This is a genomic window from Campylobacter sp. MIT 97-5078 (genome assembly GCF_006864455.1).
Lineage (GTDB): Bacteria > Campylobacterota > Campylobacteria > Campylobacterales > Campylobacteraceae > Campylobacter_D.
This window is the reverse complement of record NZ_QHLK01000003.1, coordinates 59,914-74,623: the sequence shown is the minus strand read 5'-3', so window position 1 is coordinate 74,623 and position 14,710 is coordinate 59,914. Positions and strand designations below refer to the sequence as shown.

General features: G+C 33.8%; 18 protein-coding genes. 2 read left to right on the top strand and 16 right to left on the bottom strand.

Annotated elements, in window-relative coordinates; translation table 11 throughout:
• Nucleotides 1–5: 5 nt before the first annotated feature.
• Nucleotides 6–446: a ribonuclease HI gene (rnhA, locus tag DMB91_RS02435; RefSeq protein ID WP_034905327.1), complete on the bottom strand. Its 441-nt coding sequence runs from the start codon at nt 444–446 to the stop codon at nt 6–8.
• Nucleotides 433–1,419: a tetratricopeptide repeat protein gene (locus DMB91_RS02430; protein WP_034905325.1), complete on the bottom strand. Its 987-nt coding sequence runs from the start codon at nt 1,417–1,419 to the stop codon at nt 433–435. The genes rnhA and DMB91_RS02430 overlap by 14 nt, the downstream gene beginning before the upstream one ends.
• A 299-nt stretch (nt 1,420–1,718) precedes the next feature.
• On the opposite strand from DMB91_RS02430, the gene DMB91_RS02425 reads away from it, so the two are divergent.
• Together DMB91_RS02425 and DMB91_RS02420 are read left to right on the top strand one after the other, a co-directional pair.
• Entirely contained in the window at nt 1,719–1,916 is a 198-nt protein-coding gene (locus DMB91_RS02425; protein WP_034905323.1) for a hypothetical protein, read from the top strand.
• Nucleotides 1,913–2,203, top strand: a complete 291-nt coding sequence (locus tag DMB91_RS02420; protein ID WP_034905320.1) for an FAD-dependent oxidoreductase — start codon at nt 1,913–1,915, stop codon at nt 2,201–2,203. Before DMB91_RS02425 ends, DMB91_RS02420 begins: the two co-directional genes overlap by 4 nt.
• 50 nt (nt 2,204–2,253) lie before the next feature.
• On the opposite strand, the gene DMB91_RS02415 is transcribed toward DMB91_RS02420, so the two are convergent.
• The 14 genes from DMB91_RS02415 to DMB91_RS02355 form a co-directional block, all read right to left on the bottom strand.
• Entirely contained in the window at nt 2,254–3,108 is an 855-nt protein-coding gene (locus tag DMB91_RS02415; protein ID WP_052043216.1) for a carboxymuconolactone decarboxylase family protein, read from the bottom strand.
• 66 nt (nt 3,109–3,174) lie between these two features.
• On the bottom strand, nt 3,175–3,324 hold the full coding sequence (locus DMB91_RS08800; protein WP_156104128.1) for a hypothetical protein: 150 nt from the start codon (nt 3,322–3,324) through the stop codon (nt 3,175–3,177).
• A gap of 54 nt (nt 3,325–3,378) precedes the next feature.
• The gene (locus DMB91_RS02410) at nt 3,379–3,768 is read right to left on the bottom strand and encodes a cupin domain-containing protein (protein WP_034905366.1); all 390 of its coding nucleotides are present in this window, start codon (nt 3,766–3,768) and stop codon (nt 3,379–3,381) included.
• Between the two features lie 229 nt (nt 3,769–3,997).
• Complete coding sequence (locus DMB91_RS02405) at nt 3,998–5,227, bottom strand: MFS transporter (protein ID WP_034905318.1); 1,230 nt, start codon at nt 5,225–5,227, stop codon at nt 3,998–4,000.
• 10 nt (nt 5,228–5,237) lie between these two features.
• Nucleotides 5,238–5,642, bottom strand: a complete 405-nt coding sequence (locus DMB91_RS02400) for a MarR family winged helix-turn-helix transcriptional regulator (protein ID WP_034905316.1) — start codon at nt 5,640–5,642, stop codon at nt 5,238–5,240.
• Nucleotides 5,643–6,040: 398 nt separating this feature from the next.
• On the bottom strand, nt 6,041–6,529 hold the full coding sequence (luxS, locus tag DMB91_RS02395; protein WP_034905313.1) for an S-ribosylhomocysteine lyase: 489 nt from the start codon (nt 6,527–6,529) through the stop codon (nt 6,041–6,043).
• Nucleotides 6,530–6,602: 73 nt separating this feature from the next.
• Nucleotides 6,603–7,985 (bottom strand): C4-dicarboxylate transporter DcuC, encoded by a 1,383-nt coding sequence (gene dcuC, locus DMB91_RS02390; protein ID WP_052043215.1) that lies wholly within the window; start codon nt 7,983–7,985, stop codon nt 6,603–6,605.
• Between the two features lie 84 nt (nt 7,986–8,069).
• Nucleotides 8,070–9,176, bottom strand: a complete 1,107-nt coding sequence (locus tag DMB91_RS02385) for a DNA adenine methylase (protein ID WP_034905311.1) — start codon at nt 9,174–9,176, stop codon at nt 8,070–8,072.
• Nucleotides 9,177–9,184: 8 nt separating this feature from the next.
• On the bottom strand, nt 9,185–9,913 hold the full coding sequence (locus DMB91_RS02380; RefSeq protein ID WP_034905307.1) for an EcoRI family type II restriction endonuclease: 729 nt from the start codon (nt 9,911–9,913) through the stop codon (nt 9,185–9,187).
• 1 nt (nt 9,914) lies between these two features.
• Entirely contained in the window at nt 9,915–10,433 is a 519-nt protein-coding gene (infC, locus tag DMB91_RS02375) for a translation initiation factor IF-3 (protein WP_034905305.1), read from the bottom strand.
• Nucleotides 10,430–12,295: a threonine--tRNA ligase gene (thrS, locus tag DMB91_RS02370; RefSeq protein ID WP_081946925.1), complete on the bottom strand. Its 1,866-nt coding sequence runs from the start codon at nt 12,293–12,295 to the stop codon at nt 10,430–10,432. The genes infC and thrS overlap by 4 nt, the downstream gene beginning before the upstream one ends.
• Before the next feature lie 102 nt (nt 12,296–12,397).
• Nucleotides 12,398–13,201: an undecaprenyl-diphosphate phosphatase gene (locus tag DMB91_RS02365; protein ID WP_034905302.1), complete on the bottom strand. Its 804-nt coding sequence runs from the start codon at nt 13,199–13,201 to the stop codon at nt 12,398–12,400.
• A gap of 63 nt (nt 13,202–13,264) precedes the next feature.
• On the bottom strand, nt 13,265–13,882 hold the full coding sequence (locus DMB91_RS02360; protein WP_052043214.1) for an ABC-type transport auxiliary lipoprotein family protein: 618 nt from the start codon (nt 13,880–13,882) through the stop codon (nt 13,265–13,267).
• Between the two features lies 1 nt (nt 13,883).
• The gene (locus DMB91_RS02355) at nt 13,884–14,708 is read right to left on the bottom strand and encodes an MlaD family protein (protein WP_034905300.1); all 825 of its coding nucleotides are present in this window, start codon (nt 14,706–14,708) and stop codon (nt 13,884–13,886) included.
• Nucleotides 14,709–14,710 lie beyond the last annotated feature (2 nt).

The following is a 14,710-nucleotide window of genomic DNA, read 5'->3' as shown; positions in this document are numbered from 1 at the left end:
AAGTTTTAGTTACAATTTTTCGTCTCATTTTTTAGCGTTAAGGCCGCCATTCTTGCTAAGTGATCGCAACGCTCATTAAATTTATGCCCATTGTGTGCTTTGATCCAAAAGGCTTTGATCTTATGATCTTTAGCTAAGGTAAGGTATTCTTTCCAAAGCATAACATTTTTTTTGCCCTTAAAGTCTTTTTTTATCCAGCATTCAAGCCATTCATTTATACTTTTTACCATTAAATTTGAGTCCGTAAAAAGATCAATTTCACATGGTTCTTTTAAGGCTTTTAAAGCTTCGATGATCGCTTGGAGTTCCATTTGGTTATTTGTAGTATCAGCCTTTGCCCCAAAGCCTTCTTTGTGATGTTTTTTATAGCAAAGTATATATGCCCAGCCACCAAAGCCCGGATTTTCAAGACAAGAGCCATCTGTATAAATTTCAATCTTCTTCATCTGAACGAACTTCATACAAAATCTTACATTGTGCAAACTCGTAACAAAGCGGACAATGGTAAAAAAATAAAGGCATAGTTGTTTTGCACGACAAGCACACAAAAGAAAAGCTAAGCTTGGCTTTAAAATCATTATCTTTTAAAATTTGAAGCATTTGAAGTTTTTTGTCTTTAAATTTGTGTTTTGTCGCTGGCTTGCAAAGTCCTAAAGCACAAAAAAACTCAAAATACGCCTCATCTTCTAAAAAAATCGGCGTCTTACTCTTATAAAGCAAATCAATAAAAAGCTTAAAATCCCCATGCACACTTACTTTATACTGCTCAAAAACAAAGCGTTTGATGATATCATTATTCTCATCAAGTTGTAAAGAAAGCTCGGCTCTTTGATCTATTTTTTGATTTAAATTTTGAGGCAAATTTTGTAATTTTAATGCCTTGATAAAAGCTCTTTCTTTGCTTACTTCAAGTCCTAATTCAAAAAGACTATCCAAAGTATAAAGCACCTCATCAAACTTTCTTAGCCTTAAATATACAAGTTTTAAAAGTTTTAAAGCCTTGATATTTCTTGGACGATTTTTTAAAGCATTGAGCAATACCTCGGCACTTTTTTGCAAAAAACCAGCCTTAAAATACACCTCAGCCAAATCATAAAAAATCAATTCTTGTTCATCTTTGCTTTTCGTTTTTTCAAGGGCGATGAGATAAATTTGCACCGCTTTTTCAAATTCCCCACTTTTGCTAAAAACGCTACCTAAAAAATGTAAAGAGTTAAGATTAAGGCTAGATGCTCGCAGTAAAGCTTTATGCTCACTTTCAATCTCAAATTTTTTGATAAAATTCCCAAGCCCTTTTTCCTCGCCTCTACTTGCATAAATTCTATAAAAATAATGTCCCACAGCCACGACAAAAATTAAAATCGTCAGTATGATAAGCCCTACAATAGGATCCCTATACTCTACGAAAAAAAAATCCATTTGTTTCTTTCTTTGTTTTATTTTTTTATATTATAGCTAAAAGTTTTTAAAAAGCTGTAAAACGATAATTTGACATAATGTAAAGAGGAACTTAAGTGAGAAAACATCAGCTTAAATTCCTTTATAATTAAAAATAAAAAAAGGCTACATAAGCTTGTTAGCACACATCAAAATCATAATTTAAATCAATCAGTTTTTCAAACGCAAAAGGCTAACACCTAGTGCTTGTCAAGACTAAATTTTAAACAATACAAATTTTTTGTTACTTTAAAAGCCTTATACTCAAAAAAGTGCTTCATTTGCTTGATACTTTAAAAACCAGCGTTGATGGCTTGGCAAAATGCTTTGATGTGAGCTTTTATCCAAATTTAGGCTTAAGCAGAGGAGTATTTTTTGCTAAAGAACATTTTGACGAGGCAAAAGTTGTAAATGGCAATCCAAGAAAGGTTATTTGCGATGATATACCTGAAGAATTAAACAATGGCAAGGATATATGAGTTTTGATGAACATGAAAAAATCATTAGAGATCAACTTCAAGCCATACTTGGTGCAAATGGCTTTAATCACAAAAAAGACATACAAGCTATAGTGCTTAACCGCTGGGGACACTGCTATGCTTATACTTATAATTCACTTTTTGAAGATGAAAACGATGATGAAAAAATCATAGTACAAGCTAAAAAGCCTTTTGGCAATATCAGCATAGCAAATTCAGATGCGGCACATTCAGCCTATATGCACTCGGCCATAGATGAAGCCTATAGAGCTGTGCAGGAACTTTGAGATTTTTAAAGCAAAAACAGAGTAAATTGAAAAACTCTGCTTTTAGCTTTTTAAGCCTTAGTAAGCTCATTAATGGCACTAAAAGCGTTTAAAGTCTTTGGATAGCCTATGAAAGGGATAATCACAGTTATGGCTGAAATTAAAACTAAGCGATCATTTCCCATGCGGATATTGCCTTTAATATGCCCTTTAAGTTGAGGTTCTACCCCACCAAGAGCAGCCAGGAACACAAAGGTTAAAAGCTCTCTAAATTTTAAATCAAGCCCTTTTCTTGTATAATAATCCCCAAAGCAATTTGCTGATAAAAAAGCACGGATAAAATGCGTATCTTCAGGCATATCCTTTGGAATTTGCCTCATGCCTTCCCCAAAAAGTTCTACTTGAGCTTGCAAGCCCTTTTCAAAGCGATTGTTTTCATTTGTCGTGCCTCTGTTATCCTCTAGCTTTATCTTTAACTCCTTAAAAAGCCTTGCACTTTGCTTGATAAAGCTTGCACTTCTTGAAAAACCCACATAAGGCGTGGCTTGATATAAAATTTCTTTGATCTCCTCCGCTCTCACACCAGCTTTTAAGGCTGCTCTTGCATAAGTATCAAACTCGCTTAAGCCCTCATTTGCTACAAGAGCTGCTAAAATGAGCTTAAATTTAGTTTTATCATCAAGCTTGCTTGTTGTGTAAGCTTCTGAGAGACTAAAATTCATAAAATTACTCATAAATTCAGTATCACTTTGAACGAGTTCAAGCTGTGATGAGCTAAAAAATTTCTTAAAAAGTTCATTTGCTTTTTGATTGAGTTTCATTATATTTTCCTTTATCTTTGCTGTTTTTTCCGCATATACACTTAGACTTGAAAAAGCTAGAGCCAATACGCTTATTTGTTTAAAAAACACCCTTCTTTTTTGCATTTATCCCCCTTATAGCCTTTCATCGCTTCAAGGCTATATCCTTCCCCGCTTATGCTTTATGACAATTTAGAGCTCTAAGTTTTTGCCTCTTTTAAAGCCAAAATCGCCTCCTTTGATGCATAAATATCCTCGATCACACCCACGAATCACACTCGTATAAAGCACACCTTGTTTATACTCCTTTGGAAAGGTTAAATTTTGATTTGCTATAAGCACACTTAACACTGCCTAAAAAATGAGCAAAAGCCTCATTTTTATCCTTAGTCCTTTTTATTTGGCATTTTTGACGGCTTTTTCATATTCTTCATCGCTTAATTTTTCAAGCCAAGTTACATTTTGCCCATCTTTATCACCTGTTAAGGCTATATGAACGCCTTTTTGTGTAGTGCCTGCTCCATGCCAGTGTTTTACGCCAACTGGACATTCTATCACATCACCTTTTTTAGCAATTTGCGTAATGCCACCTTGCGTGCCTGTGTAAATTTCTCCTTCTACTACAATTAAAGTTTGTCCTGATGGATGCGTATGCCAAGCACTTCTAGCCCCAGGACTAAACTCAACTAAGCCCCCAGTTACATTGCGGTTCTCATTTGTGCCAAACATAGAAGTAACCTTGACTTCCCCACTAAAAATTTTTGCATCGCCTTTAAAGCTTTTCATATCTTCAAATTTAGTGAGTTTTTGAGCTTGCTCTGCATTTAAAGTGCTTGTTGATAAAGCCAAACCTAAGCCTAAAGCACCAAGCTTTGAATTGATTTTCTTTGCCACGATTTTTCCTTTGAAAATGAAATTTTAAAACCTAAAAAGTTTTTATATCTTAAAATTATAAAACCTTACACCTAGTGTTTGTCAAGATTAAATTGAAATTTTTGCTTATTTTTTTAAATAATTAAAATTTCCTTTCAAAAAGATGTTTTTTATAAGTTCTTAACCTTTCCTTGAAGCCTTTTTCCTTTTGCATGATGAGCAAAAAATAAAAAATGAGGGCTAAAAACGTAATGGCTGCAGCGATTTCATAAAGACGTGCAAAGCCTACAAAAGGCTCTAAAATGCCTAAAAAATAAGGACTAGTGCCTATACCAAAATCAAGAGCGATAAAATAAGTTGAAGTAGCCAGTCCCATTTTGTGTTTTGGGGCAAGTTTTATGGCTAGGGATTGACAAGCTGAACAGGCATTGCCATAGCCTAAAGCACAGAGCATAGCAGATAAAAAAATCATAGCTGAGTTTTGAGCATAAGCTAAGATGACAAGACAAGCGATGAAAAATAAAAGTGAAGGAACGATGACAAAATCTGCCCCAAGCTTATCAAAGATTTTCCCAGCTATAGGACGAGAAAGCAAAGCTACAAAAGCATAAATTCCAAAGAAAAATGAGCCTGCAAAGCTTAAATTTAAATTCTTTGAATACACACTGATAAAAGCAAGTATAAGTCCATAGGCACAGCCTATTAAAAACACCACTACAGCAACACCTAAACAACTTTTTTCTATATAATTATAAATATGTATTTTAGAGCCTTGCATAGTTTTAAACTCAAGCTTTTTAGCCCTTACTTTAAAGATCAAAGCTAGGATAAAACAAAGGGCTATGCACACAAGACAAAGTATAAAACTTGCAAGAAAAGCCCCAGCAGAATCAAGTTTTATAGCCAAAAACGGACCTAAAGCAGAAGCTAAAATAGCACTTAAGGCATAATAGCCTATACCAACGCCTCTTTTATTGCTTGGTATAAGTCTTGCTACAGCTGCACCGCATACGCAAGAACATAGCCCAAAAAATACGCCTGAAATAAAGCGAATGATAATAAGGGCTAAAGCACTATGAGCGAAAAAATAGGCGATATTGATACAAAAGAGCAAAGCTAAGAAGATAAGCAGAGCTTTTTTAAGATTGATACTATCAACTATTGAACCATAATAAATTCTTGAAAATAAAGCCCCAACAACAAAAACACAAGTAACAAGCCCTGCCACACTTGCACTTTCTTTTAAGATAAGCAAACTATAATCAGAACAAGTAATAGTGCTCATGAAAAACATAGTATAAATTAAAAAATTAATCCAAAATATACAAATAAAATCTCTATTAAAAAGCTTATATTTTCTTTTTAGACTCATTTTATTTCCTTTAATATTCAAATTTTTGATTGATTTTATCAATAGTTTGCATAAAAAATTCCTTGTCTTTAGCGTCTATATCAGCAAGAAATTTAGCCTCATATTCTCTAATATAAAAATTAGTATCATAATAAATCGCCTTGCCACTAGCACTTAAAGTAATAATTTTTTCTCTTTTATCTTCAGCTTCTAAAAACTCTATAAAACCTAATTTATGAAGCTTTGAAACCGATCTCGTAAGTATAGCCTTATCAAGATCATAAAATTCGCAAATTGGCACTAAAGCAGTGCTTTTTGTATGGCTAAGATACAAAAACACACGCCAATCACTCAAACTTAAACCAAATGGTTTTAAAATTTTATTGACATTATAAACTATTTTTCTATGCATTAAGGCTATCTTTTGAAAGAACATTGCTTTATATCCTTAAATTTAAATCTTTATATAATAGATATTATCAACTATGTATTATAGCTTAAAAAACTTAAATTTTTTTTAAATAAATTATCATAGAGAGAAAACTATAAAAAATAAAGAGTAAATTATTTTGTTTATTGTAACTGGTAAGGTAGATAAAAAAATGGAACTTATATGAGTGGGAATTGAGAACTTAAGTATAGCTTTTAAAGACTAAAGTTTTAAGAAAGATTAGGATTTAAAGGCTTAAAGTTTTTTAGTTTTATAATTTATTTTTTCATTAGCTTTAAAGTGACTCCAAAGGTAAGGGTAGTTTATTTATCCTTACCTTGTTTTGTTATATCTTTGTTTGATTTTTGTGCTTTTTTTGGCACTGAATAAATATAAATTTAGACTTAATTCAAATCTTTCAGTAAAAGTTTTTGAGTGTCCATTATACCGATACCGCTGTCAAGCACTTTTTGAGCGATAGCCTTTGCTTCATCGATAGAATGAAGCTTGTAAGTGCCACACTGGAATTCATTTGCTTCTGGGATTTGAGTAGCACGAATAACATCTTGCATACTTGCAAGCCACGCTTTTTTCACGCTTTCATCATTTGGTGTGCCAATAACACTCATATAAAAACCTGTGCGACAACCCATAGGCGAAATATCAATGATCTCAACTTCATTTGAATTCAAATGATCTCTCATAAAACCAGCAAACAAATGCTCTAAAGTATGAATACCTTTTTCTGGCAAAATATCCTTATTTGGCACGCAAAAACGCAGATCAAACACGCTTATCGTGTCGCCCTTTGGCGTTTTCATTGTTTTTGCTAGACGCACCGCTGGAGCTGGCATTTTAGTATGATCTACCTTAAAACTATCAAGTAATGGCATTTTTTCTCCTTTTGTTAAAATGTATGCTGAAATGATACCCTAAATTTAACAAACAAAAAACCTTAATATTACATTACCAAGTAAAGCTCCAAGCCACGACGATATTAACAAGCATAGCCACAAGCAAAAGTGGGGTTGTTCTTTTAACTATGGCTATAGGACTTATCTTTGAAAATCCTGCTAAAACAAGTATCCCACCAGCAATAGGCGAAGCTGAACGTCCCAAACAAGAAGCGATTTCTATAGGCAAAACCAAAACTATAGGCTCTATGTGAAGCTTTGTAGCTATATCTGGTGCAAGTCTTCCAAAAGCATTAAATGCAGCAATACCACTTCCCATAATCACGGTAGCAAAATACACAATAAAGCTTAAAAGCGCTATACTTAAGATCACAGCTGGAGCTCCCATAGAAGAAATGGCATCAGCCACTATACCTATACCACCGAGTGCTTTGATACCCTCAGCAAAAACAGAAGCAGCGATGATAATGCTTACAACAGAGGTAAAAATATCAGCCATAGCCTTAATGATCACTATCATATCCTCGCCAAGTTTTTTAGCATTTCTGTGTCTTGCGTATTCAAGGATAAACACTATAGCAATGCCAATGAAATTTGCTGTAATCACATCAAGCTTAACTTGTAAAAAATACGCCGTAAAAAGAAGGACTATAGGAAGCCAAGGCAAAAAGATATAATAAGTTGGACATTGTGGATTTTCAATCTTTGGAATTTCAACTTCTTCATTGTTAATGCCTTTTATCATATCTCTTTTATCCATAAAAGAAAAATAAAATGGTATCAACACAGCAATTAAGACTACATAAGCAATTACGCTATAAATTTGATAATCCAAAAACAAGCCTATGACATTGTCTTTTTGTCCGACCATCTCTGCCATATTGATGGAACTTCCATCTTTTGGACCATAATCAAGTGCAATTAAAGAAAGCACACTCACAGCAGTAATTGGGCGAATTTTAAGAGCAAGCAACACTGGATAAATACAGGCAAGAAGCAAAATAAGCAACCCTGCATAGCTTGAAATCACGATCTTAAGTGCCATACCCACCACAAAGGTGCCACTTAAAACAAGATATTTGTTTTTTACCTTAGCTAAGGGTTTGTTTGCAAGATAAGCAAGCTTTGCTGAAGCATTGATGTGTTTCATAAGTGCTGCAAAACCTGCCACAGACATGATAATAAGCCCCACACCAGCTAAGTTTTTCTTAAAGGTATCGCTGATAAAGACAAAGCTATCCATTATATTGTTTAAAAAAGTTACTTCAGTGCGTTTAACACTACTTGGGATAGGCACCCCACTTAAATAATATGCTGACATTAAAAAGATTATGCCAGAAAAAAAGAAAATAAAAATGGGATTATAATTTTTTAGCACCAAATAAGCAACAATAGCTACACCTATGAGGGTAAAAAGAATTTGCAAGCTTTGCATGAGCTTTTCCTTTGAATTTTTACAAAATATTATAACACAATTTGAACTTTTTCTTGAATATTACAATATTTTTTCATGTAAGCTTTACTTTTTAGCTTTAACTAAGATATAAAGCTGTTCTTTGATATGCAAGGCTCTATCTTTAAGATTACGACTTGCTCTAAAGGTTAGGTATTTTTGCTCTAAAATGTGACATTTTCCAAGTTTAGTAAGTTTTTTTAAAAACTCATCTTTTTTGATAAAACCTTCGTTGTTATAAGAAAGCAAGATAATTTTTGCTTTTGTGTGTAAAATTAACTCAAACAAAGCATCACTAGCTAGCGAGGCTTTGTTAAAATCACTTCTATTCCACTCTTTTGGTATGCCTGAAACCTTTGAAATTTCATTTGGTTTTTTATAAGTAGCGATTAAATTAAGCATAAAATAATTTGAAGCGTAAGGGTGCTGATTATAAGGTGGATCAAAATACGCCAAATCTACATTATCAAGTTCTTTAGCAAGGCTTAAAGCATCTTTTTGCACGACTTTAAAGGGACAGGAAAAATTTGAAAATATAGGCATTTTAAGGCTCATTTGTCCCTTTATACGTTTAAGGGCATTTTCTCCTGTGCCACCAAATTTACCAAGCCCCATTTTATCCTTATAAAAACCCTTAAAAACTCCGCTTGTATTTGCATGCACGCTAGCTTCATAGATGAGTGGAGCGATAAAAAAATGCTGTAAAGAGCTTGGAATTTCTTTACTGATAAGCTGTCTCATTGAATCAAGATACAAGGCATTTGCTGGGGTATAAAACACTCTTTCGCCAGCTTTAATCTTAAATTCATCTTTTGGGGCATAAAGTTGGCTAATAAAACCTTTTTGGGGCTTTAAATTATGACACAGCTTATGATGATAATTTTGCAAGTTTTGAAGATCTTTTTGGCTAAGATTTGCTAGGTAGCATTCATTGATGATTTTTGAGTAACATTCCAAATCATTTGCAATGATAAAGCTTGAATGAGCCTTAGCAAAACGCGATACTACTCCGCTTCCACTAAAAATATCCAAAAAGCTTAATTTTTCTTTTTTCAGCTCTTTCTTTGCAAAATCAAAACCTTGCTCTAAAAAGGGTAAAAGCGAGCGTTTATTGCCTAGATAAGTGATGATTTGTTCTTTTAAAAAAGCTTGATTTTCTTGTAAATGTTGCATATTTTGTCCTAAAAAATATAATATCTTAAAGAAGTTTCAGCAATTTCTTTCATAATCTCATACATCTCATCAACTTCCCATTTTTCTTCTCTGAAATACATACTTACAGGGGAAAAATAATTATGGTCGCTATTGCCGTCTGTTTTGAAAATATAAGTTTTGTTAAGATAGTAAAATTCATTTAAAACATTAAGTTTTACAAGCACACCTTTTACACTAGGAGCAAAATCACAACCCCAACCAAAACACACAAAAGGTGTGATTTTTTCGTGATTAAGCATAGCCTTAATGCCTGTTAAATTCTTACCAAGTCTTTCTATGGCATTTCCTGTGGCTTGTTTGCCCTTGCCTTCTTTTGCACGTTCATCATTTGTGCCTTGTCTTTTAGCTTCGCTTACAAGTAGAATTTTTTTAAAATTTTCATCATCTTTTTTTCTTAAAAATAAAATACCGCCATCAGGCTTTATTTCTCTATCCATAAAATTTGTGTCAAACTCGGCTCTAATTTTTGAGTTTTTTATATTGTCGATCATAAAAGAAAGTTCAAGCTTTTTGGAGATTTCAAAATAATAATTTCCCTCTATGAAATTAGCAACCCCCCCCCCCCATGCAAATCTTTCTTCAAGGTAGTTTTTAGTTTTTTGCATAGCTTCATTGATGTTTAAATCATCGTTTTTTGAAAGCTTATTTTTAGGCTGGTGTTGATTTAAATTTGCTCTTAGTGCTTGTCTTGGCATTTTAACCCCTCTTAGGCACCACAAGCATATTGACATAACGTCCTTCAAAATTTGGTTCTTTATCTCTGCTTGCTTTATCTTCTATATCTTTCCATATTTTTTCAAGTAAGGCTACGCCGGCTTCTGGATTTGCCATTTCGCGTCCTTTTAAAAAAACTCTAAATTTGACGTGTTTGCCTTGTTCTAGGAATTCAAGAGCGTGTTTTACCTTGTAGTTGATGTCATTTTGGGCGATTTTCACTGAAAGTTTGATCTCTTTTATATCTATAACTTTTTGCTTTTTCTTGGCTTCTTTTTGTTTTTTTTCTTGTTGATAGCGGAATTTGCCAAAGTCCATGATTTTTGCAACTGGAGGCTTGGCATCAGGAGCGATTAACACGAGATCAAGTCCTTTATTTTGTGCTAGTTTTAAAGCCTCATCACGTGATAGCACTCCAAAAACTTCCCCACCATCGCCAACGCATCTTAACTCGCTTGCTCTTATTTCCTCATTAAGCAATACTTCTTTTTCCTTACTCAAAACACAACCTCATCCATTTTCTCCTTCACTAAAGTGATCAATTCTTCTAATTTTAGATTTTTTTGAATTTTAGCTCTTCTATCCCTTAGAGCAACGCTATTTTGTGCCACTTCCTCATCACCTAAAACGATAATCATTGGTAATTTTTGCTTTTCTGCGGTGCGGATTTTTTTACTTAAGCTCTCATTTTTATCATAAAGTGCTGAATCAACCCCACACTCAAGTAAAGCTTTTTGAATGCTTTTTGCATAATTTATGTGATTTTCATTGATAGGCACTATACCAACTTGAATTGGGGCGATAAAAAATGGAAATTCGCCTCCACAATGCTCGGTTAAAATGCCTATAAAGCGTTCAAAAGAACCTAAAATAGCTCTATGAAGCATTACAGGACGTTGTCTGGTATTATCACTTGCAGTGTATTCAAGTTCAAATCTTTCAGGCAAGTTAAAATCCACTTGTATGGTGCCGCACTGCCATTTTCTTTTTAGAGCATCAGTAATTTTTATGTCTATTTTTGGACCATAAAAAGCTCCGCCACCCTCATCTATGCCGTATTTTAAGCCTTGTTCATCTAAAGCCTCTTTTAAAGCCTTTGTAGCATGCTCCCAAACCTCATCACTTCCTATAGCTTTAGCCGGCTTGGTTGAAATTTCCATCTCATACTCAAAGCCAAAGGCACGCATGAGTGAGCTTACAAAGTCTAGTATTTCTAAAACAAGTTCTTTGATCTGAGTTGGCATACAAAAAATATGTGCGTCATCTTGAGTAAATTCACGCACCCTAAAAAGTCCGTGTAAAACTCCGCTTTTTTCATGCCTATGCACAAGTCCGTATTCAAAGTATTTTATAGGCAAATCCCTATAACTTCGTACCTCGCTTTGATAAATTTTAATATGCCCTACGCAGTTCATCGGCTTTATGCCGTATTCTTGTTCATCAATGTATGTAAAATACATATTTTCTTTAAAATTATCATAATGTCCGCTGATCTTCCATACTTCAGCCTTTAAAAGCTCAGGTCCTCTTACAGGCTCATAGCCTCTTAAGCGATGGATTTTATATAAAATTTGCTCCAAACGGCTTCTCATCTTTGCACCATTTTCAAGCCACAAAGGCAAACCCCCGCCAATTTGCTCATCAAAGGCAAAAAGCTTAAGCTCATTACCAAGCTTCCTGTGATCTCTTTTTTTGGCTTCTTCTATGATATGAAGGTATTCCTTTAAACTTTGCTTATCTGCAAAGGCTGTGCCATAAATGCGTGTAAGCATTTCTCTTTTTTCATCGCCACCTAAATACGCTCCTGCTACACGGGTGAGTTTAAAATGCTGCAAATACTTAGTATTTGGCATATGAGGACCACGACATAAATCCTCAAAATCCCCTTGTTTATAAATGCTAACCTTACCCTCTGGAATGCGTAGCATAACTTCTTGCTTTAAATCATCATCTTGAAATTTAAGCCTTGCTTCGCTTTTGTCAATTTCATATTTAGTGATTTCAAGCTTTTGTTCGACATATGCTTTCATCTTAGCTTCAATGCGAGCTAAATCCTCTTCATTAAGCCTAGCATTAACCCTAAAATCATAATAAAAGCCTTCATCAACCACAGGACCGACAAAAAATTTAGCTTCAGGATACAAAGCCTTAATAGCCTGAGCCATCAAATGTGCACAAGAATGACGCAAAAGACAAAGGCTAGCTGGAGAATTATCAAGATAAAGTTCTTGAAATTCACTTGTGTTAGTGCCATCTTGTAAGCTTTGAGTATCAAGGATAAAATCACTTTCATAGAATTCTTTGGGGCTAGTTGCAGTGCTATTTAATTTTGTGTAGGCAATAAGTTCTTTACTCAAATTCATAAACTCCTAAAAAATAAGTATAATTGTAGCTTTGCAAGCCTTAAGCTTATTTTAAATTTCATAAATTTTTCACAAAAAACACCTAAAATCATAAAATATAAATCAAAACTTGAAATTTTCAGTATTTAAAATACCGCTTGCAAATAAAATCAAAAACAAAAGTCCTAAGATAATGCGATAATACCCAAAAGGCACAAAATCAAATTTAGAGATAAACTTAAGAAAAAACTTAATCACAAAAACAGCCACCACAAAAGCTGTGATAAAACCTATAAAAAGAGGTACAAAAGCATTTTGAGCCAAAAGTATTTCATAGTTCTTAAAGGTATCATAACCAGCTGCCATAAACATAGTAGGAATGGCGAGTAAAAAGCTAAACTCGGTCGCTGTTTTTCTATTTAAGCCAGACATTAATCCGCCGACTATGCTTGCACCGCTTCTTGAGGTGCCAGGAATCATTGCTAAAGATTGGATTAAACCTATGAAAAAAGCATGCTTAAAACTGACTTCATCAAGAGTATTGATAGCATAAGCTTTGTTCTTGTGTGCTTTTTCTATAAAAATAAAGACAAAACCGCCAAAAATAAGCATAAAAACAACGATAAAAGGGTGAAAAAGCGTATCAACAAAAGAAGATACGCTCAAGCCAATGATTCCAGTTGGGATAAAACCAACCGCAAGTTTAAGCCAAATTTCAAGGCTTTGACTAAGTTTTTGCCAAAAGACAAAAATCACAGCCAAAATAGAACCAAGTTGAATGATGATAAGAAAAGAACGCCAAAAATCATTTACTTGCATGTTTAAAACGCTAGTAGTTAGTATCATATGCCCTGTTGAACTTACGGGTAAGAACTCAGTTAAACCCTCTACTACACCTAAAATAAGAGCATTAAAAATATCTTGCAAATGCTACCTTTAAAAGAAAGTTAAAAAAGGCATTTTACTTAATTTTTTTAAACCAATCATCATTCATTGCACCATTTTTATTTCACTCTCAAGCCAAAAAACAACTTCATTTCCAAGCTGATTTAAGGCTGTGTTAAACGCCTCAATCACAGCATTTATGTTTTGTTCTTTTATGTTGGTTTGAAATTTAAAATGCTTATGAGCAAGGATTTTATTGTTTTTCGCATCGATTAAATTGATACTTAGAGCTGTATTGACAAAGCTTTTATTTTTTTCAAAAACTTGCTCAAAATTATGCAATCTACTTTCTAAAAGCAAATCCGCATTTGCTTGGGTATTATAGTTTAAAATAGCCTTAAAAAGTCCGCTTTGCTCGAGTTTGTATGCAAGCAAGGCTTCAAAAGCACTGCTTGGCGAGTTTTTAAAGATATGCTTAGCATAAGTACCAAATTCGCCATTTTGAATATAAGCAATTTCATTGCTCTTAAGATAAAGCAAAGCTTGCACAGAGTTGATTTTAAGCACTTTATTTTGTGGGCTAGAAAGCTTTTTCATACTCTCATCGCTTTGAAGCAAATACACATTTAAAGCAGGCTGGGGTTTAGGACTTAAAGAGCAAGCACTGATAAAAAAAAAGCTTATGGATAGTAAAAATATGCTTTTTATTGGCTTTGCTTTCATTTTATTCTCCTGGAGCTAATTTTTTTTGTGTGCTTTTAAAAAGCAAATCAGAAGGATTTTGTTCTAAATTTGCACTCAAAGCATTAAGTCTTATGAGCAAGCTTTCAAGCAAGGCAAGGCTGTTGTTTAAATTTGAATCAAGATTATTTAAAGCCAAAGAGCCTTTTTGACTAAGTTTAGAAAAATCATTTGACGCAAGATACACAGAATCAGCAGCCTTAGCTATTTTTGAAGAAGCTAAGCTTAAATCCTTGAGCGTTTGTGAAAAAAATATTGAAGCTGAGGCTGAATTTTTTAAAAGTGTGGAAAAATTTTTTATATTTTCATCGCTAAGTATCATTCTTGCACTTTGATTGGTATAATCAAGTAAGTCAAAAAGCTTATCGCTTTGCTTGTCTATGGTTGCTAAAAAGCTTTCTTTGGTTTTAATAGTCCCGATATGTTCATCGCTTGTTTGAAGTGGCAGTGAAGTGCTTTCATCACTTTTTAACTCTATATACTTAAGCCCTGTAATACCTTGAAGCTGCAAGGTTGCATAAGTGCTTTCATAAATGGGCGTATTTGCTTTAACTTTTATGAGTATTTTTACCCCTATGCCATTTTGCGTGTCAATACTCGTATCTTCCACGCTTCCAACCTCAACCCCAAGCAATCTTACCGGTGCTTTTATACCAAGTCCAGAGATTGATTCTTTGGTATAAATTTGATAAAGCTTAAATTCTTCTTTATGCGAAAAACCACTCATAAAAATCAAGACAAATAAGCTTGCAAAAAATATCCCAAAAACAAAAATTCCTATCCACAGATAATTTGCCCTATTTTCCATAC

Coding starts and splice junctions, on each gene's coding strand:
- DMB91_RS02420 (WP_034905320.1), top strand. CDS start 1,913: ATGAGTTTTGATGAACATGAAAAAATCATTAGAGATCAACTTCAAGCC.
- DMB91_RS02355 (WP_034905300.1), bottom strand. CDS start 14,708: ATGGAAAATAGGGCAAATTATCTGTGGATAGGAATTTTTGTTTTTGGG.
- DMB91_RS02410 (WP_034905366.1), bottom strand. CDS start 3,768: ATGAAAAGCTTTAAAGGCGATGCAAAAATTTTTAGTGGGGAAGTCAAG.
- DMB91_RS02405 (WP_034905318.1), bottom strand. CDS start 5,227: ATGAGTCTAAAAAGAAAATATAAGCTTTTTAATAGAGATTTTATTTGT.
- DMB91_RS02400 (WP_034905316.1), bottom strand. CDS start 5,642: ATGTTCTTTCAAAAGATAGCCTTAATGCATAGAAAAATAGTTTATAAT.
- rnhA (WP_034905327.1), bottom strand. CDS start 446: ATGAAGAAGATTGAAATTTATACAGATGGCTCTTGTCTTGAAAATCCG.
- DMB91_RS02415 (WP_052043216.1), bottom strand. CDS start 3,108: ATGCAAAAAAGAAGGGTGTTTTTTAAACAAATAAGCGTATTGGCTCTA.
- dcuC (WP_052043215.1), bottom strand. CDS start 7,985: ATGCAAAGCTTGCAAATTCTTTTTACCCTCATAGGTGTAGCTATTGTT.
- thrS (WP_081946925.1), bottom strand. CDS start 12,295: ATGAATTTGAGTAAAGAACTTATTGCCTACACAAAATTAAATAGCACT.
- DMB91_RS02430 (WP_034905325.1), bottom strand. CDS start 1,419: ATGGATTTTTTTTTCGTAGAGTATAGGGATCCTATTGTAGGGCTTATC.
- DMB91_RS02360 (WP_052043214.1), bottom strand. CDS start 13,882: ATGAAAGCAAAGCCAATAAAAAGCATATTTTTACTATCCATAAGCTTT.
- DMB91_RS02380 (WP_034905307.1), bottom strand. CDS start 9,913: ATGCCAAGACAAGCACTAAGAGCAAATTTAAATCAACACCAGCCTAAA.
- luxS (WP_034905313.1), bottom strand. CDS start 6,529: ATGCCATTACTTGATAGTTTTAAGGTAGATCATACTAAAATGCCAGCT.
- DMB91_RS02385 (WP_034905311.1), bottom strand. CDS start 9,176: ATGCAACATTTACAAGAAAATCAAGCTTTTTTAAAAGAACAAATCATC.